This window comes from Lentzea sokolovensis, from assembly GCF_033949975.1.
In the GTDB taxonomy this organism is placed as follows: Bacteria; Actinomycetota; Actinomycetes; order Mycobacteriales; family Pseudonocardiaceae; genus Lentzea; species Lentzea sokolovensis.
The window spans coordinates 601,133-625,205 of record NZ_JAXAVU010000010.1 but is presented as its reverse complement, the minus strand read 5'-3'; the positions used below and the strand labels follow the sequence as shown (position 1 = coordinate 625,205).

Below are 24,073 nucleotides of genomic sequence, written 5' to 3'. Positions count from 1 at the left end.
TCACCAGCAGGTGTTTCCGGTGACCCACTTGTGGGAGCGGATCAGCGCGTTCGGGAAGTTCGGTGCCTCCACGCCTCGCGGGATGTAGTAGGCGACGCTCCCGGTGTAGTTCGCGCCCGGATACAGGCACACCCTGGCGTAGGCCGTGCTGGCCCCGGCGTTCTCGGCCGCCCGCACCTGACGGCTACCCGACCATGAGCACCTGACGTCCCCGCCCTGCCAGTCGGGGTCGGCGGTGCCCCAGCTGCAGCGGCTGCTGCTGCCGTCGCCGACCGGCCACGCGCACATGTTGCCGCTGCCGCACGACAAGGCCTGAGCGGACACGTCCGGCTGCGCCGGCGCACCCACCTCCGCGGGACCGCTCAGGTTGATCTCGGTCGGCGTCGCCGCTGTCGCCGTCCCCAGCAACGACATCAGCGCCAAAGCGGCGGCGAACAGCACACACAACGCTTTTCTCATGTTTCCCCCTGAGATTGATGTGCAGGAGGCGGAGTATGCCGAGACGATCATGGGCCGAACGGGTCCTTCGAACCTCGTCTAAGGGCTTCCAGGCGACGTGGATCAACCGCGGAGTCAACTTTCGTCGCGTGAATTCGATACTCCAGCGTGCCGCGCGGACATGGGACGTCTCGTAGCTTGAGAGCGTGATTACTGCTGTGCGGACCAGGGCCGAGGCGGCGCTCGCCGACACCCTGGCCCGGTTCCGGGCGCTGACGCCGGTGCGGCTCGTCGGCGACCTGCTCGTCATGGTCGGCGCGATCCTGCTGGACCTGTGGCCGGGGCCGTGGGCGGAGACGAGGGTGTCGGGCTGGCTGCTCATCGCCTACGTCGCGGCCTACCTGGTGCTGCTGCCGTTGCGGCACGTGCTGCCGGCGGTGGTGCTGATCGGCGCCGCGGCCCTTCCGTTCGGCGGGCCCGCGTTGATGGTCCTGGTGAGCTACACGGCGGGGCGCCGGATCGAGTCGTGGATCAAGGCGGTGGTGACGACCACGCTCACGTTCGTCGTCGTCGTGCTGCTGTGGGACTGGGATCAGCGCCCGCTCGACATCGAGCCCGTCTACGGGATGCTGATCCTGATCACGATCTTCGGCGTGGGCGTGGCGCTGCCGTTCCTCGTCGGACGGTACCTGGCACAACGCGAGGCGCTGGTGCAGGCCATGCAGGACCGCGAGGCGCGCATGCGCGGCGAGCACAAGATGCTGTCGCGGCAGGTCCGCCTGCGCGAACGCAGTCGCATCGCCCAGGACATGCACGACAGCCTCGGTCATCGCCTGTCGCTGATCTCCGTGCACGCCGGCGCGCTGGCGCTGGACCCGTCGCTGAGGGACAAGCAGCGCGAGGCGATCGGGGTGCTGCGCTCGGCCGCGTTGACCGGCATGGGGGAGCTGCGGTCGATCATCGGCGTGCTGCGGGCCGAGGACGGTCCCGACGACGACCCCGCCACACGGACCGCGGAGTCCATCGACTCGTTGGTGAGCGACGCGCGCAAGGCCGGTGTTCTGGTCAGTCTGGTGCGCGGTGGACAGGCACACCCGTTGCCGTCACGTGTCTCTCACGCCGCCTATCGCGTGGCGCAGGAAGGCCTGACCAACGCCGCCAAGCACGCGCCGGGCGCCGCGGTGCAGGTGACGGTGAAGTACGAGCCGGACGCCCTGGTCGTGGAGGTGCGGAACAACCCGTCGCGCAACGGGTCACCGGTCCAGGAACCGGGCGTCGGACTGATCGGCCTCACCGAACGCGTCCGCGTGGCCGGCGGAATCCTGCACGTCGGCGCGCTGCCGTCCGGCGGCTTCCGGATCGCCGCCGTGCTGCCGTACGAGGAGACACCGCTCCCCGACGAGCCAGAAGACGAGCAGGACGAGACCGAGTCGCCGCGCGGCATCCGCAAGTGGGCGGGCGTCGGCTCGATCGCGGGCGCGTCCCTGGTGCTGACGACCATCATCGGCGGCTTCACCTACCTCGGCGCCCAGCCGGTGACCGAGGTCGTGTCGCAGGAGAACCTCGACCGGATCCAGGAGGGCCAGTCCGAGGCGGACGTGCTCGCGCTGCTCCCGGCCGGGGACGAACCACTGGTGGCGGACGGTGAACGCAAGTCCCAGGCCAGCCCCGAACCGCCCGGCGCGCGCTGCGTCTACCACATCACCGACGAGCAGTCGTACCTCGCGAAGGGCACCCGAGTGGTGCGTTTCTGCTTCCGAGACGGCAAGCTGGTCGAGAAGAAGATCCACGTGCAGAGGACAGGTCAATGATCCGGGTGCTCATCGCCGACGACGAGCCGCTGATGCGCGCCGGCATCAAGGCCATCCTCGGCACCGCCGACGACATCGAACTCGTGGCGGAGGCCGGCGACGGCCGCGAGGCGCTGCAGATCGTCCGCGAGCGCCGAGTCGACGTGGCCGTGCTCGACATCCGCATGCCACGCATGGACGGCCTCGCGTGCGCCAAGGAACTGCGCGTCGTCGCACCGACCGTGCGCGTCGTCATGCTGACGACGTTCGGCGAGGACGACAACATCGTGCGCGCGCTGTCCGACGGTGCCGCCGGCTTCCTGCTGAAGGACTCGGCGCCGGAAGAGCTTCTCCGAGCCGTGCGCGCGGTGCACAACGGCGAGGCCTATTTGTCGCCGATGGTCACCTCACGCGTGGTCGGCATGGTGGCGACCTCCGGGCAGCCGAAGCGGCAGGAGGCCCAGAAGGCCGTCGAAGGGCTGACCGACCGCGAGGTCGAGGTGCTGGCGCTGCTCGGGCAGGGCATGTCGAACGCCGACGTCGGCGCGAAGCTGCACATGTCGGAGGCGACGGTGAAGACGTACGTGTCGCGGTTGCTGGCCAAGCTGGGGCTGACGAACCGGGTGCAGGCGGCTCTGCTGGCGCGGGACGCGGGCATCGCCACCTGACCTACGCGAGTTCGTGCTTCTCGACGAACTCGCCGCTGTCTGCGAAGCAGCGACCAAAAGCAGAGGCCGTTCGGGTGACACCCGAACGGCCTCAAACGTCTGTGCGGCTAAGCGTGACTGCGCCTGCCCGTCACCAGGCGGTAGATGCCCAGCAGGATCAACGATCCGACGATGGCCAGCAGCCAGGTCCTGATCTCGAAGAACGAGCCGAGGTCGGTCTCGAAGAGCGCGGATCCGATGAATCCGCCCAGAATCGCACCCACGATGCCGATCAGCATCGTGATGATGAAACCACCGGGGTCGTTACCAGGCATGATTGCCTTGGCGATGGCGCCTGCCAGCAGACCGAGCACGATCCATCCGAGGATGCCCACGGAGAGTCTCCTTCCAACGACTTGACGCCGATGGAATGCCCTCGAACTGGCGACTTCACACCTTCAAGACCGCTCCGTTATCAAAGTAGCGGGCTGTGCCGGGCTCTCAGGCACTCTCCGGAACAATGAGGAGCGATGAGTACTCCACGCACTGTCCTGATCCTGGGCTCGACCGGCTCTGTCGGCACCCAGGCGCTCGACGTCATCCGGCGCAACCGCGACCGCTTCAAGGTCGTCGGGCTCGGCGCGGGTGGACGTCAGCTCGACCTGCTCAAAGCGCAGGCAGCAGAGTTCGACGTGAAGACAGTCGCCGTGGCCAACGGCGCTGAGGTGCCCGGTGTCAGGACGCTGACCAGCATGGTCGACCTGATCGAGGCGTGTCCCGCGGACGTGGTCCTCAACGGCATGGACGGGTCCAGGGGGCTGGAGCCGTCGCTCAAGGCGCTCGAGACCGGGGCCGTGCTCGCGCTCGCGAACAAGGAGTCGCTCATCGCGGGCGGGGCGCTCGTGCTGAAGGCGGCCAAGCCCGACCAGATCGTGCCGGTCGACTCCGAGCACTCGGCGCTCGCGCAGTGCCTTCGCGGTGGCACCCACGACGAGGTGCACAAGCTGGTGCTCACGGCGTCCGGCGGGCCGTTTCGCGGGAAGACGCGCCAGGAGCTCGAGGCCATCACCGTGCAGCAGGCGATGGCGCACCCGACCTGGTCGATGGGCCAGGTCGTCACGATCAACTCGGCGAACCTGGTCAACAAGGGCCTGGAGCTGATCGAGGCGCACCTGCTGTTCGGGGTCCCCTACGACCGCGTCGACGTCGTGGTGCACCCTCAGTCCATCATCCACTCCATGGTCACCTTCACGGACGGCTCGACGCTCGCGCAGGCGTCGCCTCCGGACATGCGGCTGCCGATCTCACTGGGGCTGGGGTGGCCCGAGCGCGTCGCGGGTGCCGCGGCCGCCTGTACCTTTGACACCGCCACCTCGTGGACGTTCGAACCCCTGGACAGCGTCACGTTCCCGGCGGTCGAGCTCGCGCGGCAGGCAGGCACCACCGGTGGTTGCCTGCCTGCGATCTACAACGCCGCGAACGAGGAGGCACTCGCCTCCTTCGTCGCCGGCAACACGTCGTTCCTGTCGATCGTGGACACCATCGGCCAGGTTCTCGGCGAGGCGAACGAATGGCAGAAGGACCCCGCGGACGTCGCGGAGGTGCTGGCCGCCGAGGACTGGGCACGCGCACGTGCCCGCGAGCTGGTTGGAAGGAACTGAACTTTCCGTGAACACATTCATCAACATCCTCGGGGTGCTGCTGTTCGCGACCGGCATCGCGGTGTCCATCGCGCTGCACGAGTTCGGGCACCTGCTGACCGCGAAGGCCTTCGGCATGAAGGTCACCCGCTACTTCATCGGCTTCGGCCCGAAGCTCTTCTCGTTCCGCAAGGGCGAGACCGAGTACGGCCTGAAGGCGATCCCGGCCGGCGGCTTCTGCGAGATCACCGGCATGACGGCGCTCGACGAGGTGCACCCGGACGACCGCAAGCGCGCCTTCTACAACCAGAAGGTGTGGAAGCGCGTCGTCGTGCTGTCCGCCGGCTCGATCACGCACTTCATCCTCGGTTTCATCATCCTGCTGCTCCTCGCGATGTCGCTGGGCCTGCCGAACAACAAGGACCTGCCGGTTCTCGCCGAGATCACGCCGTGCGTGCAGAACCACACCGTGGGCCTCACCGCGCCGTGCCAGGCGGGCGCCCCGGCCCCGGCCAAGGACGCGGGCCTGCGGCCCGGCGACGAGGTCACGTCCATCGCGGGCAAGCCGATCTCGACGTGGTCGGAGATGCTCAAGATCACCCGTGACCTGAGCGGCCCGACCGAGTTCAAGGTCCTGCGCGACGGCAAGGAGCTGGCGCTCACGGTGAACGTGCCGAAGGTCACCCGCGAGGTGACGGACGGCAAGGGCGGCCGCGAGGTCAAGGAGGTCGGCGCCATCGGCGTCACCTGGCAGCAGAACTTCGAGTACAGCCCGCTCGCGGCGGTCCCGGCGTCGCTGGCGTTCACCGGCGACATGTTCGTGAACACCTGGAAGGGCCTCATGCGCTTCCCGGAGCGCATCCCGGCCGTGGTCAAGGCCATCGGCGGCGGCGAGCGCGACCTCGACACCCCGATCTCCGTCGTCGGTGCGTCCCGCCTCGGTGGTGACGCCGCGGAGCGAGGCCTGTGGGCGTTCTTCATCCTCATGCTGGCGGGCCTGAACTTCTTCGTCGGTGTGTTCAACCTCCTGCCGTTGCTCCCCCTTGACGGTGGTCACATCGCTGTCAACCTCTACGAACGGGTGCGAGACTGGTTGAGGAAGCTGCGCGGGAAGCCCGCCGGCGCCCCGGTCAACTACATGCGCCTGTTGCCGCTCACCTACGTGGTCATCTTCATCGGCGGCGCCATCACGCTGCTGACCGTGACCGCCGACATCGTCAACCCGATCAGGTTGCAATAAGTGATCCACGGAAAGGTGCACAACCCATGAGTGACGGCGTGATGCTCGGAATGCCGGCACTGCCGCCGCCGGTGCTGTCGGAACGTCGCAAGACCAGGCAGCTGATGGTCGGCAACGTCGGTGTCGGCAGCGAGTTCCCCGTCTCAGTCCAGTCCATGACGACCACGTTGACGTCCGACGTCAACGCGACTCTGCAGCAGATCGCGGAGCTGACGGCGTCTGGCTGCGACATCGTGCGCGTCGCCTGCCCGTCGCAGGACGACGCTGACGCTCTGCCCGCGATCGCCAGGAAGTCCCAGATCCCGGTGATCGCCGACATCCACTTCCAGCCGAAGTACGTCTTCGCCGCCATCGAGGCTGGTTGTGCCGCTGTCCGGGTCAACCCGGGCAACATCCGCAAGTTCGACGACCAGGTGAAGGAGATCGCGGCCGCCGCCAAGGACCACGGCACCCCGATCCGGATCGGCGTCAACGCTGGTTCGCTCGACCCCCGCCTGCTGAAGAAGTACGGCAAGGCCACGCCGGAGGCGCTGGCCGAGTCGGCGATGTGGGAGGCGTCCCTCTTCGCCGAGCACGACTTCCACGACATCAAGATCTCCGTCAAGCACAACGACCCCGTCGTCATGGTGCGCGCGTACGAACTGCTGGCCGAGCAGTGCGACTACCCGCTGCACCTGGGCGTCACGGAGGCCGGTCCGGCCTTCCAGGGGACCATCAAGTCGGCCGTCGCGTTCGGCGCGCTGCTGCGCCAGGGCATCGGCGACACCATCCGGGTGTCGCTGTCCGCCCCGCCGGTCGAGGAGATCAAGGTCGGTCACCAGATCCTGCAGTCGCTCAACCTGCGGCCGCGCAAGCTGGAGATCGTCTCCTGCCCGTCCTGCGGTCGCGCGCAGGTGGACGTGTACACGCTCGCAGAGCAGGTCACGGCCGGTCTGGAGGGCATGGAGGTGCCGTTGCGCGTCGCCGTCATGGGCTGCGTCGTGAACGGCCCCGGCGAGGCCCGCGAGGCCGACCTGGGCGTCGCTTCCGGCAACGGCAAGGGCCAGATCTTCGTCAAGGGCAAGGTCATCAAGACCGTGCCCGAGCACGCGATCGTGGAGACCCTCATCGAGGAGGCCATGCGCCTCGCCGAGGAGATGGAACCCGTCGAAGGCGGAACCCCCGCCGTCACCGTCGGCTAGTACCTGAACGACTGAAGGTGAAGGGGGCGTCTCACTTCGCGAGGCGCCCCTTCACCGTGTGTCCAGGCACAGACGCACTGTTGGCTGATGCCACACACACGGGTCATCTGGCACGCTAGATGACGTGCTGAGGCTGGCCGGAGCGCGCGTTCTCGACGAACGCGACCTGATCGATGTGCGCGGGGTCTTCGACAACGACCCCGTAGCCGCCTGCATGGTCGCGGCCAGGGTGGAAGTGGCCGGCCTCGACCCGTGGCGTCTGGGCGGCGAGATGTGGGGCTCGGACTCCCGGCCTCTGCGGGGCCGTGTCGACGGCCTGTGCTTCTCCGGGCCGAACCTGATCCCGCTCAGAGGCAGCGCGTCGGCGATGCGCATGTTCGCGGACCGCGCCCGCCGCAGGGGCCGCATGTGCTCCAGCCTGGTGGGTCCCGCCGAGCAGGTCCTGACGCTCTGGGACGAGTTGCAGCCCGACTGGGGCCCCGCCCGCGAGGTGCGCGGCGACCAGCCGTTGATGGCCCTCTCGTCGAGCCCGAAGATCACTCCGGACCCGCTGGTGCGCCAGGTCCGTCCCAGTGAGATCGGCCGCTACCTGCCGGCCGCGATCTCCATGTTCATCGAAGAGGTCGGCATCGACCCGTGCGCCGAGGACGGCGGTGCGGGCTATCGGGCTCGTGTGTCGGAGCTGATCGCCGCAGGTCGTGCGTTCGCGCGGTTCGAGCACGGCGAGGTCGTGTTCAAGGCCGAGATCGGCGCCATGTCGTCGCGCGTCGGCCAGATCCAGGGCGTCTGGGTGCGTCCGGACCGCCGGGGCGAGGGCATCGGCACGGCCGGAACGGCGGCGGTGGCCGACCGGCTCACCAGGGTCCTCAACCGCACGGCCAGCCTCTACGTGAACGGCTACAACCACGTGGCCCAGGCCGCCTACCGCCGAATCGGTTTCGAACAAGTCGGGCAATACGCCACTGTCCTCTTCTGAACGGGCATACTCGCGCGAGTGCGACTTCTCGCGACGATCACGGTGGTGCTGGTGACGGTGAGCGGCTGTGGGCTGTTCAAGTCGGAACCGGGGGCTCCGGAGATCACCAACGACTTCCTGGCGAAGCTCGCGTCCGGTGACGTGCAGGGTGCCGCAGGGATGACCGACAACCCGAACGACGCCAAGGAGACCCTGGACAAGTTCCGGGGAGCGCTCAAACCGGAAGGCCTGAGCAGCAAGGTCGACCAGATCCGCAAGAACGGCGAGCTGGCGTCGGAGGCGTCCGTCACGCTCGACTGGAACCTCGGCAAGAACCGCCACTGGACGTACTCGACCAAGTTCGACGTGCGCCAGGAAGGCGACACCTGGAAGGTGCACTGGGCGTCGTCGGTGGCGCACCCGAAGCTCGCCCCGCAGCAGTCCGTCAAGCTCGCCGAGCTCACGCCGGACCCGGCGCCGGTGCTCGACCGCGACGGCACGCCGTTGCTCGCACCGGAACGCGTCGTCTCGGTGATGCTCGTCGCGAAGGAGGCCGGTGACGTCGCCGCCGTCTCCAAGTCCCTCGCCGACGCGCTGAACCCGCTCGACAAGGCCATCACCCAGCAGACGATCACCGACGGCGTGGCGAAGACCCCTGAGGGCCAGGCCTACCAGGTGGCGGCGCTGCGCGATCCGGACTACCAGTCCGTGAAGCCGCTGATCTACGAACTGCCCGGCGTGCGGTTCAGCTCGCAGACGTCGTTGCTGGCACCGAGTCGCAACTTCGGCACCCAGGTGCTGCCCGCCGTGCGCAAGCTCGTCGAGAACGACATCGCCGGCAACGCGGGCTTCCGGATCAGCACGGTCGACGCGCAGGGCACCGAGGTCGAGGAACTGCACTCCAAGGCCCCCGAGCCCGCCAAGGCCGTGACCATCGCGCTGTCGCGGGCGATCCAGGCCGCCGCGGAGGACGCCGTCGAGCCGGTCACACAGCCCGCGATCCTCGTGGCCATCCAGCCGTCGACCGGCGACATCCTGGCCGTCGCGCAGAACGACCCGGCCGACGCCCAGGGCGCCCTCGCGCTGACCGGCCGCTTCCCGCCGGGCTCCACGATGAAGGCGGTCTCCGCGCTGGCCGTGCTCCAGTCCGGCAAGGTCAACGCCGACACCCCGGTGCCGTGCCCCGGCAAGACGACCATCGACGGCCGGCGGATCGTGCCGAACTCCAGCGAGTTCGACAAGGGCACGATCCCGCTGCACTCGGCGTTCGCGTTCTCCTGCAACACCACGTTCGCGACGCTCGCCGTCGACATGGCGCCGGAGCTCCTGCCGAACGCCGCCCTGTCGCTCGGCCTCGGCGTCGACTTCGACATCGCGGGCCTCACCACGATCACCGGTTCCGTGCCGCCCGCGACCGACGTCGTGGAACGGGCCGAGGACGCGTTCGGCCAGGGCAAGGTGCTCTCCTCGCCGTTCGGCATGGCGCTGGTCGGGGCGTCCATCGCGAAGGGCTCGATGCCGGTGCCGCAACTGGTGCGCGGCAAGGAGACCAAAGCGGACAAACAGCCCACCGCGCCGCCCATCGCCGCGCTCGACCCGGTGCGCGCGATGATGCGGGAGGTCATCGAGTCGGGCACTGCACCACAACTCAAGCCGTACGGGGACGTGCGCGGCAAGACTGGTACCGCGCAGTTCGGTGACGGCGTGCACTCACACGGGTGGTTCATGGGCTACCGAGGAGATCTCGCGTTCGCGACCTTGGTGCTCAGCGGAGAAACTTCGACTCCAGCCGTGGACGTGGCAGCGAGGTTCCTCAAGGCGGTGCCGTGATGAGCAAGACCAAGGATCTGACCACGCGTGAACGCCTGCTCCGGGCAGGCATCCTGCTGCCCGCGCCGCGGGTGCCGGAGCCGCGGGCGGAGGACCAGGTTCGGGGCAGCACGCGACTGGGCGGCTAATCTGGAGGGCATGCCTGTTCGTGCCCCTCTGCAGCCTGGTGTGCAATCTCCGCGGCGTCAGGTGCCTTCGCGCATCGTGCGTCCCGAGTACGTCGACAAGCCCGCGCCGACGCGCGGCACCGACCCGTGGGTGCAGACGCCGGAGATCATCGAGGCCATGCGGATCGCCGGGCGCCTCGCCGCCCAGGCGCTGCAGGAGGCCGGCAAGGTCGTGGTGCCGGGCGTGACGACGGACGAGATCGACGCCGTGGCGCACGAGTTCTTGTGCGACAACGGCGCGTACCCGTCGACGCTGGGCTACCGCGGCTTCCCGAAGTCGTGCTGCACCTCGCTCAACGAGGTCATCTGTCACGGCATCCCGGACACGACGGTCGTCGAGGACGGCGACATCGTGAACATCGACGTCACCGCGTTCATCGGTGGCGTGCACGGCGACACGAACGCCACGTTCCTCGCGGGCAACGTCTCCGAGGAGGCCAAGCTCCTCGTCGAGCGCACGCACGAGGCGACCATGCGCGCCATCAAGGCCGTGAAGCCCGGCCGTGAGCTCAACGTCGTCGGCCGCGTCATCGAGGCGTACGCGAACCGGTTCAACTACGGCGTCGTGCGTGACTTCACCGGTCACGGCATCGGGCGCACGTTCCACAGCGGGCTCGTGGTCCTGCACTACGACGAGCCGTCGGTGAAGACCGTGCTGGAGCCCGGCATGACGTTCACGATCGAGCCGATGATCACCCTCGGCGACTACGAGGGCGAGATGTGGGACGACGGCTGGACCGTCACCACGAAGGACAAGAGCTGGACCGCTCAGTTCGAGCACACGATCGTCGTGACGGAGACCGGCTCGGAGATCCTCACAGTTTGCTGATCACGGCTTTCAACGCGGCCGCGACAGCCGACGGCGACGTCGCGGCCGCCAGGTGGTGCGACTCCAGGCGCTCCACGGGCCAGCCGAGTTCGGTGGCCTCAGCCGCCGCGGCGTCGTAGAACGGCGACAGCTGCACGTATCCGCACGCCCCGGACCACTCGACGCTCGGGCGCGTCTCCTTCAGGAACTCCCACGGCACCTCGGGTGCCTCGTCGCGCATCTCCTCGCGCAGGCCGGCGGGCACGAGCTTCAGCGGGTCCGAGTCGAACCAGCGGTCCCAGCGCGGCAGCTTGCCGTCCCGCACGGACGCCTTGACCTTGTTCACGAGGGCGGGATCGACGGTCTCGCGCCACGACCTGCCCGGCGTCGGCAGGTCGGAGTCGAGGAACACGAGGCCCGCCACCTCCACTTCGAGGGCGTCGGCGAAGCACGGCAGCAACGGGCCGGCGCCGCTGTGGCCCACGAGCACCAGCGGGCCGCCGACGCCGGAGTCCTCCAGGGCGTCGGAGAAGGCGCCGATCAGCCGCTGGTGCACCGGTGCCTCGTTGATCGTCATCTGCAGGTCGACCAGCAGGACGGCCACCCCGTCGGAGCCCAGTTCGTCGGCGAGCGGGCGCATGCTCGACGGGCCGAGGAACGGGCTGTGCATGAGCACGACGGTGAGCATGGGGGTGATGATGGCAGCATTGGCGTCCATGCGGGGCGCGATGTTGATCTGTGGGACGACCTCGGACGCGGGCAAGAGCGTCCTGGTGGCCGGTCTGTGCCGCTTTCTGGCACGCCAGGGCGTTGACGTCGTGCCGTTCAAGGCCCAGAACATGTCGAACAACTCGTTCGTCACACTCGACGGTGGCGAGATCGGGCGTGCTCAGGCGGTGCAGGCGCGGGCGGCGTTCAAGGAGCCGAGCGTCAGGTTCAACCCGGTGCTGCTGAAGCCGGGCAGTGACCGCACGTCCCAGGTCGTCGTGCTCGGTCAGGCGGTCGGCGAGGTGTCCGCGCTGAGCTACCGCGAACGCAAGCAGCAGCTGCTCGGCACCGTGTTGTCCACTTTGGACGGGCTGCGGCGGGACCACGAGGTCGTCATCTGCGAGGGCGCGGGGTCGCCGGCAGAAATCAACCTGCGCCCCAACGACATCGCGAACATGGGGCTGGCCGTCAACGCGAACCTGCCGGTGCTCGTCGTCGGCGACATCGACCGCGGCGGGGTGTTCGCGCACCTCTTCGGCACGGTCGCGGTGCTGGACGCGGCGGACCAGGCGTTGATCTCCGGCTTCGTCGTCAACAAGTTCCGCGGCGACGCGAGACTGCTCGAACCGGGTCTGCGCCAGCTGAAAGCGCTGACCGGACGGCCGGTGCTGGGCGTGCTGCCGTGGCGCGAGGAACTGTGGCTCGACGCCGAGGATTCGTTGTCCTACAACGCGGACGGCGTGATCGGCAGGCCGCAGCCTCCGGTGAAGGACTGGCTGCGGGTCGCCGTGATCCGGTTGCCGCGCATCTCGAACGCCACCGACGTGGAGGCGCTGGCCTGCGAGCCCGGCGTCTCGGTGCGGTTCGTGACCGAGCCGTCCCGGCTGGCCGACGCGGATCTGGTGGTGCTGCCGGGTTCCAAGGCCACCGTCTCCGACCTCGCGTGGCTCAGGGAAACCGGCCTGGCGCAAGCGATCCAACGCTTCGACGGCCCCGTTCTCGGCATCTGCGGCGGATTCCAGATGCTGTCGAAGCACATCGAGGACGACGTGGAATCCAAGAACGGCACGGTCGACGGACTGGGCCTGCTCGACGTCGACATCCGCTTCCAGCCGCGCAAGACCCTCGCCACACCGTCGGGCACCGCGTGGGACGAACCCGTCACCGGCTACGAGATCCACCACGGCCAGGTCGTCCGCAGCACCGAGGAGCCGTTGATCGGAACGGAAGGCGCCCAGACCGAAAGGATCATCGGCACCCACTGGCACGGCCTGCTGGAGAACGACGCGTTCCGCCGGAGGTTCCTGCGCTGGGCGGCCGAGCGCGCGGGCCGCGACTTCGAACCGGGTGAGGTGAGCTTCCAGGCCGCCCGCGAGGCCCAGTTGGACCTGCTGGGCGACCTGGTGGCAGATCACCTCGACACGAAGGCCGTCATCGACCTGCTGGAACGAGGGGCTCCGGCAGGACTGCTGTTCGTGCCGCCCGGCGCCCCAGCAGCAGCGGAATAGCCAGTCCTGCCAGCACCAGGCCACCGGCCGCCGCCTGCAGCCCGCTCAGGTCCTCGCCGAGGAACGCCCACGCCGAGAGCATCCCGAACACCGGCACCAGCAACGAGAACGGCGCCACGACGGACGACTCGTACTGGCGCAGCAGGAATCCCCAGATGCCGAACCCGAGCAACGTCGAGATCCACGCGACGTACCCGACGGCGGCCGCCCCGCTCCAGTCCAGGCGGCCGAGCGCGCTCATGTCCTCGGTCAGTGCCGACAGCGCGAACAACGGCAGCACCGCCACGGCGCTGACCCACACCATGAACCGCAACGTGTCCGCGGGCCGCGCGTACCGCATCAGCACGTTCGACACGCCCCAGCAGGCCGCCGCCGCGATGATCAGCGCGAACCCGAGCAGCGGCGACGAGAGGCCGTAGTCCCACGCGATCACCCCGATGCCCGCGACGGCCAGGGCGATGCCGGTGATCTGCACGGGCTTCGGCCGCTCGCGCAGCACGATCGCCGCGAACACCGTCGTGAAGATCACCTGGCTCTGCAGCACCAGGCTCGACAGCCCGGACGGCATGCCGGCCTTGAGGCCGATGAACAGGAAGCTGAACTTCGCGACGCCCAGCACCAGTCCGACCGAGATGATCCAGCGCCACGGCACCGACGGCCTGCCGACGAAGAAGAGCGCGGGCACCGCCGCCGCGAGGAACCTCAGCGCGGAGAACAGGATCGGCGGGAACTCGTCCAGGCCGACCTTGAGCACGACGAAGTTGAAGCCCCAGATGGCGGCGACCAGCACAGCGAGCAGGAGGTGACGGGGACTCATGCGACCAAGCTTGCGCGCGCTAACTATTTAGCACCAGTTCCGATTACTAAGCTGATGGGTTTAGCATTGCTACATGCTCGATCTGGGAAGGTTGAAGGCGCTGCACGCCATCGCCGTGCACGGCACGGTCGGCGCCGCCGCGGACGTGCTCGGCTACACGCCGTCCGCCGTCTCGCAGCAGATCGCGAAACTCGAACGCGAAACCCGCACCACGCTGCTGGAACGCAACGGCCGCGGTGTCCGCCTGACCGACGCCGCCCGCCTGCTCGCCGACACCGCCGCCCAGGTCCTCAAGCTGGTCGAGGAGGCGGAGGTGGCGCTGGAGGAACAGCGCGGCGCCGCGATCGGCCGTCTGTGCATCGGCGCCTTCGCCACGGCCTCGCGCGGCCTGCTGCCCGACGTGCTGGTGAGCTTGGCCGAGCAGCACCCGGCCCTGGACGTGCGGCTCACGGAGATCGACCCGCCCTACGCCACCGAGGCCGTCGCCCGCGGTGAGCTCGACCTGGCGATCGTGCACGACTGGGCGAACACGCCACTTCCTGTGCCGGAGTCGCTGTCCCGCCTCTTCATCGGCGACGACGTCGCCGAGGTGCTGATCCCGCACGCGAACCCGTTGTCGCGCAAGGAGTTCCTCGAACCCGTCGACCTGGCCGGCGAGCGGTGGATCTGCCAGACGGAGGGGTCGATCTGCTTCGACTGGCTGGAGCGGACGTTCCACGGCGCGGGCATCGAACCCGTGGTGGCGTACCGGATCAGCGAGTACCGGACGCAGATGGCCTTGCTGGCCAAGGGAATCGGTGTCGCACTGATCCCGCGGCTCGGCAGGGAAGAGGTGCCGGACGGCGTCAAGGCCGTGCCGTTGCGGCCCACGCCCACGCGGCGGCTGTACGCGGTGTGGCGGACCCAGGCTTCGCGCAGGCCCGCCATCACCGCGACCCTCGACGTGATCAGGCAGGTGGTTTAGGGAGCGAGGATCACGTGCGGTTTCTTGGGGGACATCACCTTCAGCACCGCCTTGGCCTCGCGGATGACGCCGGCCATGTCCTTCTTCGTGGTCTTGAAGTACGGCTCGATCGTCAACGTCGCCGCGTCCTTGTTCTCCACCACGTTCCAGGTGCCGCGCAGGAACCCGTCCACGAGGAACGTCGGCGGGAACACGCCGTTGCGCACCGCGCCCCACCGCGACCGCGCGTCCTCGCTCATGATCCGCTTCCGGTCGGCGTGACCCAGCAGCACGTTGTCGAACGCGGGCAACAACCGTGCGGGCGCCGGCACGTCCTCGGACACGATCACGCCGTCCGGCGCGTCCAGCAGCACCTTGCCTTCCTCGTTCTTGTACTCCACCAGATCGAGGTCGGCCGCGTGCGCCTTGAGTCCGATCAACCGCGACCAGGCCTGCATGTCCGCGAGCGTCGCCGGTCCGAACGCCCGCAGATACCGCTTGATCAGCTCCGGTACCGCGGCCTGTTCGGGTAGCTCCCGCCCGAGCCACGAGGCCATCGCGACGTTCTGCGGGACGCCGCCCACGCCCCAGATCCCGCGCGGCGGTACCTGGATCATCGGCACCAGCATCTGCGCCTGCGTGGACATCTCGCGCGCCCTGGCCTCGGGGAAGTGCTCCTCCAGGTGCGCGCCGATCTCCGCGACCGTGCGCGGTTCGGCGTCGATGTACTCGCGCGTGACGCGGGCCAGCTTGTCGAGGTCGATCTCGACGCGGGTGGCGGGCGGCATCACGATCTTCGCCCACTTGTTGAGCTCCGGCTGCAACGCCGTGCGCATCAGGTACACGTCGTTGGCCGAGATCAGGTGCAAAGTTCCGCGCCACAACGTCATCCGCACCAGCGAGCGGTCGATGATGAGTTTGCTCAGCGCGTCGACCTTGTACGGCTTGAGCCGCGTCCACAGCGCGAGGTACGGCGGAATCGGTGCCTGGGCCTGGAGTCCGCCGAGATGTTCGACGGCCTCCACGATCGGCATGGACGTCCGTTCCAGCAGCAGCTGCCGCGCGAGCAGCGTGCGGTTGAGGGTGCGGTTCGAAAGTGTTGTGCTCACAGCGATCCGAAGAACTTCCTGATGTCTTGGACCAGAAGGTCCGGCTCCTCCATCGCGGCGAAGTGACCGCCGCGGTCGAACTCGGTCCAGTGCACGATCGACGGGATCATCTTCTCCGCCAGCGACCGCACCGGCAGGCTCAGGTCGTGCGGGAAGACCGCGACGCCCGTCGGCACCGTCGAAGGCTGCTGCTGACCCCAGGTCGCCGACTGCTCCTTGTACAGCGCCGCCGACGAGCCCGCCGTGCCGGTGAACCAGTAGATCGACACGTTGGTCAGCATCTGGTCGCGGTCCACCGCGTCCTCGGGCGCGCCCTCGTTGTCCGTCCAGTCGTGGAACTTCTCCGCGATCCACGCCAGTTGACCGACGGCCGAGTCCGTCAGCGCGTAGGAGAGCGTGCGCGGCCGGCTGCGCTGCAGGTGCATGTAGCCGGAGAGATCTTTCTGATAGTGGTCGAGCGACTCCAGCGCCCGCAACTCCTCGGGCGAGAGGTCGTTCACGCCCTGCGGCCGGAACGTCTGCAGCATGTTCACGTGCACGCCGATGACCTGCTCGGGGAACACCCGGCCGATCTCCTGCGCGATTCCGGAACCCCAGTCGCCGCCCTGCGTGCCGTAGCGGTCGTAGCCCAGGCCCTCCATCAGCTTCGCGAACGCCCACGCGACGCGCAGGACGTTCCAGCCGGGCTTGCGAACCGTGCCCGAGAAGCCGAAGCCGGGGATCGACGGGATGACGAGGTGGAAGTCCTCGGACAGCGGCCCGATCACGTTCAGGAACTCGACGAACGAGCCGGGCCAGCCGTGGATCAGCAGCAACGGCGTCGCGTCCGGGTTCTGGGAGCGGATGTGCAGGAAGTGGATGCGCTGCCCGCTGATCTCGGTCGTGAACTGCGGGAAGGAGTTGAGCCGCTCTTCCTGCGCGCGCCAGTCGAACCCGTCACGCCAGTACTCGGCCAGCGGGCGCAGGTAGTTCAGCGGGATGCCGTAGGACCAGCCGACGCCCGGCAGGTCCTCCTCGGGCCACCGCACGTTGTCCAGGCGCGAGCGGAGGTCGTCGACGTCGGTCTGCGGGATCTCGATGCGGAACGGCGTGATCTCCATGGCCCCCACGCTATGAGCTCATGCGGACAACCGTTGTCCGCGGTTCAGCAGAACTTCTCGATCAACTCCTCGAAGAAACCGCCCGCCTCGATCGCCGCCTTCTCCTGGTCACCGTCGCGGACCGCGTGCAGCAGCCCGGTGTGCGACACCTGGTCGGTACCAGGCTGGCTGGTGTCGACAGAGGCCGCCACCGAAGCTTTGACGGCCTCGGTCAAGCCCTGGTAGAGCTCGGCTAGAAGCGCGTTGTGCGAGCACTGGACGAGCAGCACGTGGAACGCGGTGTCGTGCTCGATCACCTCTGCCCACTGCTCGGCCTCCATCGCCGTGTCGCGCTTCTGCAGCAACTCGGTGAGGCGCGCCAGCTCGGCGTCCGTGCGGTGCTTCGCGGCCAGGCGCGCGCCCTCCATTTCGAGGGTGCGGCGGACCTGGAGCACCTCCTTCAGCTCCGTCCCGCACATGCGGCGGACCGCGCCGGAGAGCTCGCTGGTCGCGCGGACGAACGTGCCGTCGCCCTGCCGCACCTCCAGCAGTCCGGCGTGGGAAAGCGCGCGCACGGCCTCTCTGACCGTGTTCCGACCCACCCCGAGCGCGGTGACCAGCTCGGGCTCGGGCGGGATGCGCTGCCCGACGGGCCATTCACCAGTCGTGATCGCGCTGCGCATCTGCTCGATCACCTGGTCGACGAGGCCCGCCCGTCGGGTAGTGGCCAACGGCACAGCGTCATCCTTTCATCCGAACATCCTACGTCTGCGATAGTGGTGCCCGTGACGATGAAGCAGACGACTCTTGCCGCACAGACTGCCACCGATCCAGGTCGCAGGGTGACGGTCGTCATTAATCGTCACGTTCCGCTGGTCGGGTCCGCGTTGCTCGCGATCGGGGTCGCCCTCGCTGCCGCGAATCTCCGCCCTGCGGTGACCAGTCTGGCCTCGGTGCTCGGTGATGTCCGCGCCGCCCTTGGGGTTTCGGCCGCTTGGACCAGTGCGCTGACGGCCGTTCCGGCGCTTTGCTTCGGCTTCGCGGCCTTCGCGGCCCCCTGGCTGGGTCGCCGCCTCGGCATGGCTCGTGCGATCGGACTGTCATTGGGGGTGCTCACGCTCGGCCTGGTGCTGCGCGTGATCGACGGTCCGTGGGTCGTGCTGGGCGGCACCTTTATCGCGTGTGCGGGCATCGCGGTGTCCAACGTGCTGATCCCCGTGGTGGTGAAGGCGTCCTTCCCCTCGAAGGTCGGCCTGATCACCGGCGTGTACACGGGAGCGCTCGCCGCTGGTGCGGCTTTGGCCGCGGCGCTGACTCCCCGGCTGGAGGACTGGCTCGGCTCCTGGCGGCCGGCCGTCGGCGCGTGGGCGTTGTTGTCGGCCGGTGCGGTGGTCCTGTGGTTCGCCGCGGCGCGGCACGGTGAGGCGGCGTCCGTGGTGCGGTCGGTCGCGCCGGCCGAGAAGCGGTCGTTGCTGCGCAGCCCGCTGGCGTGGGTGATCACGGTGTTCTTCGGCCTGCAGTCGTTGTTCGCCTACACCGTCATGGGCTGGCTGCCCGCGATGCTCGTCGACTCCGGCGTCGACCGGAACACCGCCGGCATGCTGCTCGCCGGCTCGATGCTGCTGAGCGTTCCGGTGAGCCTGTTCGTACCGCCGATCGCCGCCCGGTTCTCCAGCCAGGCGCCGGTGGTGCTGGCGCTGGGAGTGCTGTCGTTCGGCGGGATTCTGGGCATGCTGGTGGCGCCCGCCGCCGCGCCCGGACTCTGGGTGGTGCTGATCGGGTTCGGCATGGGGATGTTCCCGCTGGCGCTGCTGATCATGTCGCTGCGCACGAAGTCCACTTCGGACACTGCCAGGCTGTCGGCCATGGCGCAGAGCCTCGGCTACCTGATCGCGGCCTCCGGGCCGTTCGCGTTCGGTGTGCTGCGCGAGGCCACCGGCACCTGGACCGTGTCGTTGACGCTGCAGCTGGTGTTGCTGGCCGCGCTGACCGTGCTCGGCATGATCGCCGGGCGTCCCCGGTACGTCTAGCCGATCAGTCGGTCAGTCGGTCAGGAATCGAGAAGCGGCGCGTTCTCGCTGGTCCTAGCGTTACGGCCATGGACATCAGCATTCACACCACGTTCCTCCCGCACACCGACCCCGACGCCTCGCTGGTCTTCTACCGCGACCTGCTCGGCTGGGAGGTCCGCGCCGACGTCGGCCAGGGCACGATGCGGTGGATCACGGTCGCGCCCGTCGGCTCCGGCTCCGCCGTGGTGCTGGAACCGCCGGCCATGGCCGATGGGCTGACAGACGTTCAGCGCACCGCGATCGCCGAGATGATCGAAAACGGCTCGTACGGGTTCATCAACCTGTCCACGCCCGATCTCGAAGCCGCGTTCGACAAGCTCCAGGCCGGTGGCGCGGACGTCGTGCAGGAGCCTGCCGACCAGCCGTGGGGTGTGCGCAACTGCGTGTTCCGCGACCCGGCGGGCAACACCGTCCGGATCCAGCAGGCCTAGTTGGAGACGAACCCGCGGTGCAGCACCGTGAGCTGGTCGGCGAGGTAACGAGCCCACGCCTTCGCCCGATCCCAGTCCGGTGCGGCGCCGCCGAAGCTGATCGGCCCGTGGGCGTTGAGCTTCCGGGCCATGCGCATGACGTCGTTCGGTGCCGGGGCCGTGCCGCGGTGGAACAACCACACGGGCGTGTGTTTGAGGGAAACCTTGTGCCGCCGCACGAACCGATGCGCATCGCGTGTGGCGGCGTCACCCAGAATCACGGCACCGAACCCGTACAGCGTTTCGGCCGCGGTGACCGGGAGCACGATGACTCTCAGCCCGCAGCCCGCGAGTTCGGTGCCGATGATCCGGGCGATCTCGTCGGTGGCGGCGACTTCAGAGGTGTAGGCGACGAGGACTTTGTCTGTCATCGCTGCATCCTGGTCGGAGATCGCCGTTCGCGGCAGCGGCAGAAGTCCTGTCGTTCAAGGACTTCAGTCCAGCGGCAGGTTCAGCAACGCGTTCTCGACCAGTTCCGGCATCGCCGGATGGATCCAGTACTGGCCCTGTGCCATGGACTTCGCGTCCAGACCGAAGCTCATCGCCTGGATCAACGGCTGGATCACCGTCGACGCCTGCGGGCCGATGATGTGCGCGCCGAGGAGCTGTCCGGTGGCCGGGTCCGCGATCAGCTTCGCGAATCCGGTCGTGTCCTCCATCGCCCAGCCGTACGCGATCGATGCGTAGGCCTGGCTCGCGGTGACGTACCGGATGCCCTTTTCCTTGGCCTGTTCCTCGGTGAGCCCGACGCTCGCGATCTGCGGGCTGGAGAACACGGCGGCCGGCACGAAGCGGTGGTCGCTCTTGATCTGCTCGTCCGGGTGTTCCAGGTTGTGCCGGACCACCTTGGCCTCGTGGTTCGCGACGTGCTTGAGCTGGTAGTCCGAGCTGATGTCGCCCAGGGCGTAGATGTGCGGCTGGGTCGTCTTCTGGTACTCGTCCACCTTCACGCGGCCGTCGGCGTGCGTGTCGAGGCCGGCGTTCTGTACCTGCAGCAGGTCGCTGTTGGGCTGCCTGCCCGTCGCGATGAGGAGCTGTTGTGCCTCAACGGTTTCCTCGCCGTTGGGACCCTCCAGGTGGAGCTTCACGCCGGTGGGCGTCTTCTCGGCGCGGGTGGTCTTGCGGTTGAGCAGGACGTTCCACTTCTGCTTCGCGATGTCCGTGAAGCGGGTGGCGACCTCAAGGTCCTCGTGGCGGAGGAGCAGGTTCGAGCGGGCGATCAGCGTGACCTCGACGCCGAAGCTGCTGAAGACGTGGGCGAATTCGGAGGCGATGAAGCCGCTGCCCACGATGACCAGGCTCTCGGGGAGCTCGTCGAGGCGCATGATCGTGTCGCTGGTGTGGAAGCCCGTGGTGTCCAGGTCCGCGATGTCCGGGATGCTCGGGCGGCTGCCTGCCGCTACGACGATCCGGTCCGCGGTGATGGTCTCGCCGGTGCCCGTGTCGATCGTGTGCGCGTCGATGAAGTGTGCGGTGCCTTCGTAGACCGTTACGTTCGCGTTCTCGTTGGCTCGCCAGTTTCGGCCGCCTTCGGCGATCGGGTCGATCCTGTTGAAGATGCGGTCGCGGATTTCTGGCCAGTGGACTGCGTCCAGCGTGGCGTCCACGCCTAGCTTTTTGGCGTTCTGCGGGGCTGCTGCCTGGTCTGCGGTGTGGACGAACATTTTTGTGGGGATGCAGCCCACGTTCAGGCAGGTGCCGCCGAAGGTCCCCTTTTCCAGGATGGCGATCTGCCAGCCTGCCATGGCGTCCGTCGGGATGCTGTTGCCGGAGCCGGTGCCGATGATGACCAGGTCGAAGTGCCTCACGTGTGGATCCAACCATTTTGGGATGGGTCGTGTTCCCTGGTTGGGGGTTACGTGGGGCTTACGGGGGTTGGACGCGGGTTTGTGCCGTGGTCGCCTTGCGGGCGGCCTGTCGCCTTGCGTGCTTCCCCTGGGGGCTCTGCCCCCAGACCCCCGGCAATCTGATCGGGGGAGGGCGCCCTCGGCGGGTTGATGGCACGCCTGTTGCGTTGGGCGGCTGCGCGTTGCTTTGAGGGTTGCGTTGGCGGTGGGGTCCCGTCACGAGCCGAACCAAGAGCGGGCCACATCTGAAGAGGAGGGTCAAGTCGACGAAAAGCGTGTCGACTTGACCCTCCTCTTCAGATGCAGCAAGAGCTGTGGTGCGACTCGTGACGGGACCCCACCGCCCTGACCGCTCGGTAAAGACGGCTCGCCTTCGGCTTCGCGGGCGATCAGGCGTTCGCGCTGCTGTTAGTGCTGGTAGGTCGGGGTGATGATCGCCCTTGCCAGGGTGTGGAAGGCCAGGTTGAAGCTGACGACCGCCGGGGAGGCGTTTTCGTCGACGTCCAGCTTGTCCACGTCCACGGCGTGCACCACGAAGTAGTAGCGGTGCGGGTGGTCGCCCTTGGGTGGGGCGGCGCCGCCGAAGGCTCGGGTGCTGTAGTCGGAGCGGACGTGGAAGGCGTCACCCGGAAGTGTGGCGTCCGAGGTGCCTGCGCCGGTGTCCAATTGAGTGGTGGTGGCCGGGAGGTTCACGGCCACCCAGTGCCAGAAGCCCGAGGGGGTCGGGGCGTCCGGGTCGTAGCAGGTGACTACGAAGCTTCGGGTCTCTTCCGGGAAGCCCGACCAGGAGAGTTGAGGTGAGGTGTTGCCGCCCTCGAAGACCTGGGCGTCGTCGAGCTGTTCGCCGTCGCGCACGTCCGTCGAGGTGACGGTGAAGGTGCCGACCTGCGGGAGCAGCTGGTAGGGGTCGGGAGCGACTGGGCGCTCGAGGCTCATGGGAGTCCTCCTTTTGTGATCACTTCGACCCTATCCCCGTGCAACCATGAGGGCCTGCGCGGCGTCTTTCGCGTGGAGGGGGATTTTTGATGTCGAGGTTGCGGCTTTTTGCTGCGTTTTTACTGGTTGCCGGGGTGGTGGCGTGTGCGGACGCGCCTGATTCCGGGGCTGGTTCGCCGGTGCTGACCACGTCCGTGCCGCCGGTGACGACCACCACGGCCGAGCGGCCCAAGCGGATGTTCGAGCCGCCCTATCCATATGGCACGGTGCAGGCGAAGGCGCCTGCGATCGCTGACGGGATGGTGCCCGTCGTCACGCACGTTCAAACGGACAAGCCGTACGTGTTCATCACGATCGACGACGGGGCCGTGCAGCATCCGAAGGCTCGTGAGCTGATGATCGAGGCCGGGGTGTGGCCGTCGGTCTTCCTGAACACGAAGTACGCCGAGGGGCACAAGGACTACTTCAAGCAGTTGCCCGTCACGGTGCACAGCCACACGTCGAACCATCCGAACCTGCAGGGCAAGGGGTTCGAGTTCCAGAAGAACGAGATCTGCGGCAACGCGGACTTTCTCGCTGGGGATTATGGGAAGCGGCCCACGTTGTTCCGGCCGCCGTTCGGGAACTACGACGCGACTACTCGTCATGCGGCGGCCAGTTGCGGGTTCAAGGCGCTGGTGAACTGGACGGCGGCGGTCAACGACGGGCGCGTGCAGTTTCAGCAGGGGGACAAGCTCAACCGCGGCGACATCGTGCTCATGCACTTCCGCACGACGTTCGTCGAGGACTTCACGGCGTTCCTGAACCGGGCCAAGCAGGACGGGCTGACGCCGGTGCCGCTGGAGGACTTTCTGGGGTAGCGGGCAACCAGGAGGCCCGATCGTGCGTGACCTGCGCGGGCGCCTTTCTGGTGAAGAGGGGGAGAGATGAAGCGAATCGCAGCAGCAGCGCTTGTCGCCGTGGGGATGGCGATGAGCGTCGTGCCTGCCGCGTCGGCGGCTGAGGGGACCGAGTTGACGGCCGTCCGGACCGGGCTGCACGCCGGGTTCGACCGGGTCGTGTTCGACTTCAACGGGCCGCGGCCGAGCGTGACGGAGTACCGGGCGACGTCGCTGGAGCACTGCGCGTCCGGCAAGCCGATCACGGCCAAGGGCGACGAGTTCCTGGTCGTGAGCATGCGGTCCGCGAACGCGCACAACTATCCCGGGCCGCGTGCGTTCGACACGCCTGGGCTGGCGAAGGTCAAGAGCGTCACGAACACGTGCGACTTCGAGGGCCACCTGGACTTCGCGATCGGGTACGCGCCGAAGGGGCTGTCGTACAAGATCACGTTCCTGGACAACCCGACCCGTGTCGTGGTCGACATCAACAACAGCTGACTGGGGAGACGAGTGAAGAAGCGTCTTGGTGCGGTGCTGCTCGCGGTGGCCGCGGTGTTCACGTTCGTTCCGGTTGCGTCGGCGCAGGGGCACGCCGAGCTCACGAACATCCGCACCGGCAAGCACGACGGGTACGAGCGGGTCGTGCTCGACCTGAACGGGCTGCCGAGCAACTCGATGTCCCGGGAGGCGACCGAGGTCTCGAACTGTGCCTCGGGCAATCCGGTTCCGATGGCGGGCAACGAGATCCTGGAGACGATGTTCTTCGGTGCCGCGTCGTACGACGAGAACTTCAACCCCACGTACACCGGTCCGCGCAACTTCGTGCCGCAGGGGCTGACCAATGTGAAGGGCATCGCCTTCACGTGCGACTTCGAGGCGACGATGGGCATCGCGGTCAGCTACGACAACCCGAACTCCTGGCACAAGGTCTTCACGCTGACCAACCCCGACCGGGTCGTCATCGACATCTACTCGTACTGACGCAACTGTGGTCTGGGTCACACGTC

Annotated in this window: 26 protein-coding genes; 16 read left to right on the top strand and 10 right to left on the bottom strand. The window is 68.0% G+C overall.

Annotated elements, in window-relative coordinates; translation table 11 throughout:
• Complete coding sequence (locus SK854_RS24940; protein WP_319977525.1) at positions 1-459, bottom strand: peptidase inhibitor family I36 protein; 459 nt, start codon at positions 457-459, stop codon at positions 1-3.
• Between the two features lie 185 nt (positions 460-644).
• Here SK854_RS24940 and SK854_RS24935 point away from each other — a divergent pair, with 185 nt between their 5' ends.
• Entirely contained in the window at positions 645-2,249 is a 1,605-nt protein-coding gene (locus SK854_RS24935) for a sensor histidine kinase (protein WP_319977524.1), read from the top strand.
• The gene (locus SK854_RS24930) at positions 2,246-2,896 is read left to right on the top strand and encodes a response regulator transcription factor (RefSeq protein WP_319977523.1); all 651 of its coding nucleotides are present in this window, start codon (positions 2,246-2,248) and stop codon (positions 2,894-2,896) included. Before SK854_RS24935 ends, SK854_RS24930 begins: the two co-directional genes overlap by 4 nt.
• A 107-nt stretch (positions 2,897-3,003) precedes the next feature.
• Here SK854_RS24930 and SK854_RS24925 read toward each other — a convergent pair whose 3' ends face one another.
• On the bottom strand, positions 3,004-3,270 hold the full coding sequence (locus tag SK854_RS24925) for a GlsB/YeaQ/YmgE family stress response membrane protein (protein WP_319977522.1): 267 nt from the start codon (positions 3,268-3,270) through the stop codon (positions 3,004-3,006).
• 135 nt (positions 3,271-3,405) lie between these two features.
• Here SK854_RS24925 and dxr point away from each other — a divergent pair, with 135 nt between their 5' ends.
• From dxr to map, 7 genes are all read left to right on the top strand, one after another.
• On the top strand, positions 3,406-4,536 hold the full coding sequence (gene dxr, locus SK854_RS24920; protein ID WP_319977521.1) for a 1-deoxy-D-xylulose-5-phosphate reductoisomerase: 1,131 nt from the start codon (positions 3,406-3,408) through the stop codon (positions 4,534-4,536).
• 7 nt (positions 4,537-4,543) lie between these two features.
• Positions 4,544-5,755 (top strand): M50 family metallopeptidase, encoded by a 1,212-nt coding sequence (locus tag SK854_RS24915; RefSeq protein WP_319977520.1) that lies wholly within the window; start codon positions 4,544-4,546, stop codon positions 5,753-5,755.
• A 50-nt stretch (positions 5,756-5,805) separates the two neighbouring features.
• Entirely contained in the window at positions 5,806-6,936 is a 1,131-nt protein-coding gene (gene ispG, locus SK854_RS24910; RefSeq protein WP_036016096.1) for a flavodoxin-dependent (E)-4-hydroxy-3-methylbut-2-enyl-diphosphate synthase, read from the top strand.
• 124 nt (positions 6,937-7,060) lie between these two features.
• Entirely contained in the window at positions 7,061-7,912 is an 852-nt protein-coding gene (locus tag SK854_RS24905) for a GNAT family N-acetyltransferase (RefSeq protein WP_319977519.1), read from the top strand.
• Positions 7,913-7,930: 18 nt separating this feature from the next.
• The gene (locus tag SK854_RS24900; RefSeq protein WP_319977518.1) at positions 7,931-9,721 is read left to right on the top strand and encodes a penicillin-binding transpeptidase domain-containing protein; all 1,791 of its coding nucleotides are present in this window, start codon (positions 7,931-7,933) and stop codon (positions 9,719-9,721) included.
• Positions 9,721-9,849, top strand: coding sequence for a hypothetical protein (locus tag SK854_RS24895; protein ID WP_319977517.1), 129 nt, complete (start codon positions 9,721-9,723; stop codon positions 9,847-9,849). The genes SK854_RS24900 and SK854_RS24895 overlap by 1 nt, the downstream gene beginning before the upstream one ends.
• Positions 9,850-9,859: 10 nt before the next feature.
• Positions 9,860-10,717, top strand: a complete 858-nt coding sequence (gene map / locus SK854_RS24890; protein WP_319977516.1) for a type I methionyl aminopeptidase — start codon at positions 9,860-9,862, stop codon at positions 10,715-10,717.
• Here the strand turns inward: map and SK854_RS24885 are convergent.
• Positions 10,704-11,384, bottom strand: coding sequence for an alpha/beta fold hydrolase (locus tag SK854_RS24885; protein ID WP_319977515.1), 681 nt, complete (start codon positions 11,382-11,384; stop codon positions 10,704-10,706). The genes map and SK854_RS24885 overlap by 14 nt on opposite strands.
• 28 nt (positions 11,385-11,412) lie before the next feature.
• On the opposite strand from SK854_RS24885, the gene SK854_RS24880 reads away from it, so the two are divergent.
• Positions 11,413-12,912: a cobyric acid synthase gene (locus SK854_RS24880; RefSeq protein WP_319977860.1), complete on the top strand. Its 1,500-nt coding sequence runs from the start codon at positions 11,413-11,415 to the stop codon at positions 12,910-12,912.
• Here SK854_RS24880 and SK854_RS24875 read toward each other — a convergent pair.
• Positions 12,836-13,729, bottom strand: coding sequence for an EamA family transporter (locus SK854_RS24875; protein WP_319977514.1), 894 nt, complete (start codon positions 13,727-13,729; stop codon positions 12,836-12,838). The two genes, SK854_RS24880 and SK854_RS24875, sit on opposite strands and share 77 nt — an antisense overlap.
• 73 nt (positions 13,730-13,802) lie before the next feature.
• On the opposite strand from SK854_RS24875, the gene SK854_RS24870 reads away from it, so the two are divergent.
• A complete protein-coding gene (locus SK854_RS24870) occupies positions 13,803-14,693 on the top strand; it encodes a LysR family transcriptional regulator (protein WP_319977513.1) in 891 nt (296 codons plus the stop codon).
• Here the strand turns inward: SK854_RS24870 and SK854_RS24865 are convergent.
• From SK854_RS24865 to SK854_RS24855, 3 genes are read right to left on the bottom strand one after another with little or no spacing between them, the layout of a single operon-like run.
• A complete protein-coding gene (locus SK854_RS24865; protein ID WP_319977512.1) occupies positions 14,690-15,781 on the bottom strand; it encodes a winged helix DNA-binding domain-containing protein in 1,092 nt (363 codons plus the stop codon). The genes SK854_RS24870 and SK854_RS24865 overlap by 4 nt on opposite strands.
• On the bottom strand, positions 15,778-16,881 hold the full coding sequence (locus SK854_RS24860; protein WP_319977511.1) for an epoxide hydrolase family protein: 1,104 nt from the start codon (positions 16,879-16,881) through the stop codon (positions 15,778-15,780). Before SK854_RS24860 ends, SK854_RS24865 begins: the two co-directional genes overlap by 4 nt.
• 44 nt (positions 16,882-16,925) lie before the next feature.
• Complete coding sequence (locus SK854_RS24855; protein WP_319977510.1) at positions 16,926-17,597, bottom strand: FadR/GntR family transcriptional regulator; 672 nt, start codon at positions 17,595-17,597, stop codon at positions 16,926-16,928.
• Positions 17,598-17,651: 54 nt separating this feature from the next.
• Here SK854_RS24855 and SK854_RS24850 point away from each other — a divergent pair, with 54 nt between their 5' ends.
• Positions 17,652-18,890 carry a CynX/NimT family MFS transporter gene (locus tag SK854_RS24850; protein ID WP_319977859.1) on the top strand — a complete coding sequence of 413 codons (1,239 nt, stop codon included), beginning with the start codon at positions 17,652-17,654 and terminating at the stop codon, positions 18,888-18,890.
• 68 nt (positions 18,891-18,958) lie between these two features.
• Complete coding sequence (locus SK854_RS24845) at positions 18,959-19,363, top strand: VOC family protein (RefSeq protein ID WP_319977509.1); 405 nt, start codon at positions 18,959-18,961, stop codon at positions 19,361-19,363.
• On the opposite strand, the gene SK854_RS24840 is transcribed toward SK854_RS24845, so the two are convergent.
• From SK854_RS24840 to SK854_RS24830, 3 genes are all read right to left on the bottom strand, one after another.
• Positions 19,360-19,773, bottom strand: coding sequence for a hypothetical protein (locus SK854_RS24840; protein WP_319977508.1), 414 nt, complete (start codon positions 19,771-19,773; stop codon positions 19,360-19,362). The two genes, SK854_RS24845 and SK854_RS24840, sit on opposite strands and share 4 nt — an antisense overlap.
• Before the next feature lie 63 nt (positions 19,774-19,836).
• Entirely contained in the window at positions 19,837-21,210 is a 1,374-nt protein-coding gene (locus tag SK854_RS24835) for a mycothione reductase (RefSeq protein ID WP_319977507.1), read from the bottom strand.
• 447 nt (positions 21,211-21,657) lie between these two features.
• Positions 21,658-22,185, bottom strand: a complete 528-nt coding sequence (locus SK854_RS24830; protein ID WP_319977506.1) for a YbhB/YbcL family Raf kinase inhibitor-like protein — start codon at positions 22,183-22,185, stop codon at positions 21,658-21,660.
• An 89-nt stretch (positions 22,186-22,274) separates the two neighbouring features.
• Here SK854_RS24830 and SK854_RS24825 point away from each other — a divergent pair, with 89 nt between their 5' ends.
• The 3 genes from SK854_RS24825 to SK854_RS24815 all read left to right on the top strand — a co-directional run bounded on the left by SK854_RS24825 (position 22,275) and on the right by SK854_RS24815 (position 24,047).
• A complete protein-coding gene (locus SK854_RS24825; RefSeq protein WP_319977505.1) occupies positions 22,275-23,045 on the top strand; it encodes a polysaccharide deacetylase family protein in 771 nt (256 codons plus the stop codon).
• Between the two features lie 66 nt (positions 23,046-23,111).
• Complete coding sequence (locus tag SK854_RS24820; RefSeq protein ID WP_319977504.1) at positions 23,112-23,564, top strand: AMIN-like domain-containing (lipo)protein; 453 nt, start codon at positions 23,112-23,114, stop codon at positions 23,562-23,564.
• Positions 23,565-23,576: 12 nt separating this feature from the next.
• Positions 23,577-24,047 carry an AMIN-like domain-containing (lipo)protein gene (locus tag SK854_RS24815; protein WP_319977503.1) on the top strand — a complete coding sequence of 157 codons (471 nt, stop codon included), beginning with the start codon at positions 23,577-23,579 and terminating at the stop codon, positions 24,045-24,047.
• The last annotated feature ends 26 nt before the right edge of the window (positions 24,048-24,073 follow it).

Bases quoted from the DNA above. Each gene is read 5' to 3' on its own strand.
- SK854_RS24940 (WP_319977525.1), bottom strand. From the start codon at position 459: ATGAGAAAAGCGTTGTGTGTGCTGTTCGCCGCCGCTTTGGCGCTGATG.
- SK854_RS24930 (WP_319977523.1), top strand. From the start codon at position 2,246: ATGATCCGGGTGCTCATCGCCGACGACGAGCCGCTGATGCGCGCCGGC.
- dxr (WP_319977521.1), top strand. From the start codon at position 3,406: ATGAGTACTCCACGCACTGTCCTGATCCTGGGCTCGACCGGCTCTGTC.
- ispG (WP_036016096.1), top strand. From the start codon at position 5,806: ATGCCGGCACTGCCGCCGCCGGTGCTGTCGGAACGTCGCAAGACCAGG.
- SK854_RS24895 (WP_319977517.1), top strand. From the start codon at position 9,721: ATGAGCAAGACCAAGGATCTGACCACGCGTGAACGCCTGCTCCGGGCA.
- map (WP_319977516.1), top strand. From the start codon at position 9,860: ATGCCTGTTCGTGCCCCTCTGCAGCCTGGTGTGCAATCTCCGCGGCGT.
- SK854_RS24885 (WP_319977515.1), bottom strand. From the start codon at position 11,384: ATGCTCACCGTCGTGCTCATGCACAGCCCGTTCCTCGGCCCGTCGAGC.
- SK854_RS24880 (WP_319977860.1), top strand. From the start codon at position 11,413: ATGCGGGGCGCGATGTTGATCTGTGGGACGACCTCGGACGCGGGCAAG.
- SK854_RS24875 (WP_319977514.1), bottom strand. From the start codon at position 13,729: ATGAGTCCCCGTCACCTCCTGCTCGCTGTGCTGGTCGCCGCCATCTGG.
- SK854_RS24870 (WP_319977513.1), top strand. From the start codon at position 13,803: ATGCTCGATCTGGGAAGGTTGAAGGCGCTGCACGCCATCGCCGTGCAC.
- SK854_RS24860 (WP_319977511.1), bottom strand. From the start codon at position 16,881: ATGGAGATCACGCCGTTCCGCATCGAGATCCCGCAGACCGACGTCGAC.
- SK854_RS24850 (WP_319977859.1), top strand. From the start codon at position 17,652: ATGAAGCAGACGACTCTTGCCGCACAGACTGCCACCGATCCAGGTCGC.
- SK854_RS24845 (WP_319977509.1), top strand. From the start codon at position 18,959: ATGGACATCAGCATTCACACCACGTTCCTCCCGCACACCGACCCCGAC.
- SK854_RS24840 (WP_319977508.1), bottom strand. From the start codon at position 19,773: ATGACAGACAAAGTCCTCGTCGCCTACACCTCTGAAGTCGCCGCCACC.
- SK854_RS24830 (WP_319977506.1), bottom strand. From the start codon at position 22,185: ATGAGCCTCGAGCGCCCAGTCGCTCCCGACCCCTACCAGCTGCTCCCG.
- SK854_RS24825 (WP_319977505.1), top strand. From the start codon at position 22,275: ATGTCGAGGTTGCGGCTTTTTGCTGCGTTTTTACTGGTTGCCGGGGTG.
- SK854_RS24820 (WP_319977504.1), top strand. From the start codon at position 23,112: ATGAAGCGAATCGCAGCAGCAGCGCTTGTCGCCGTGGGGATGGCGATG.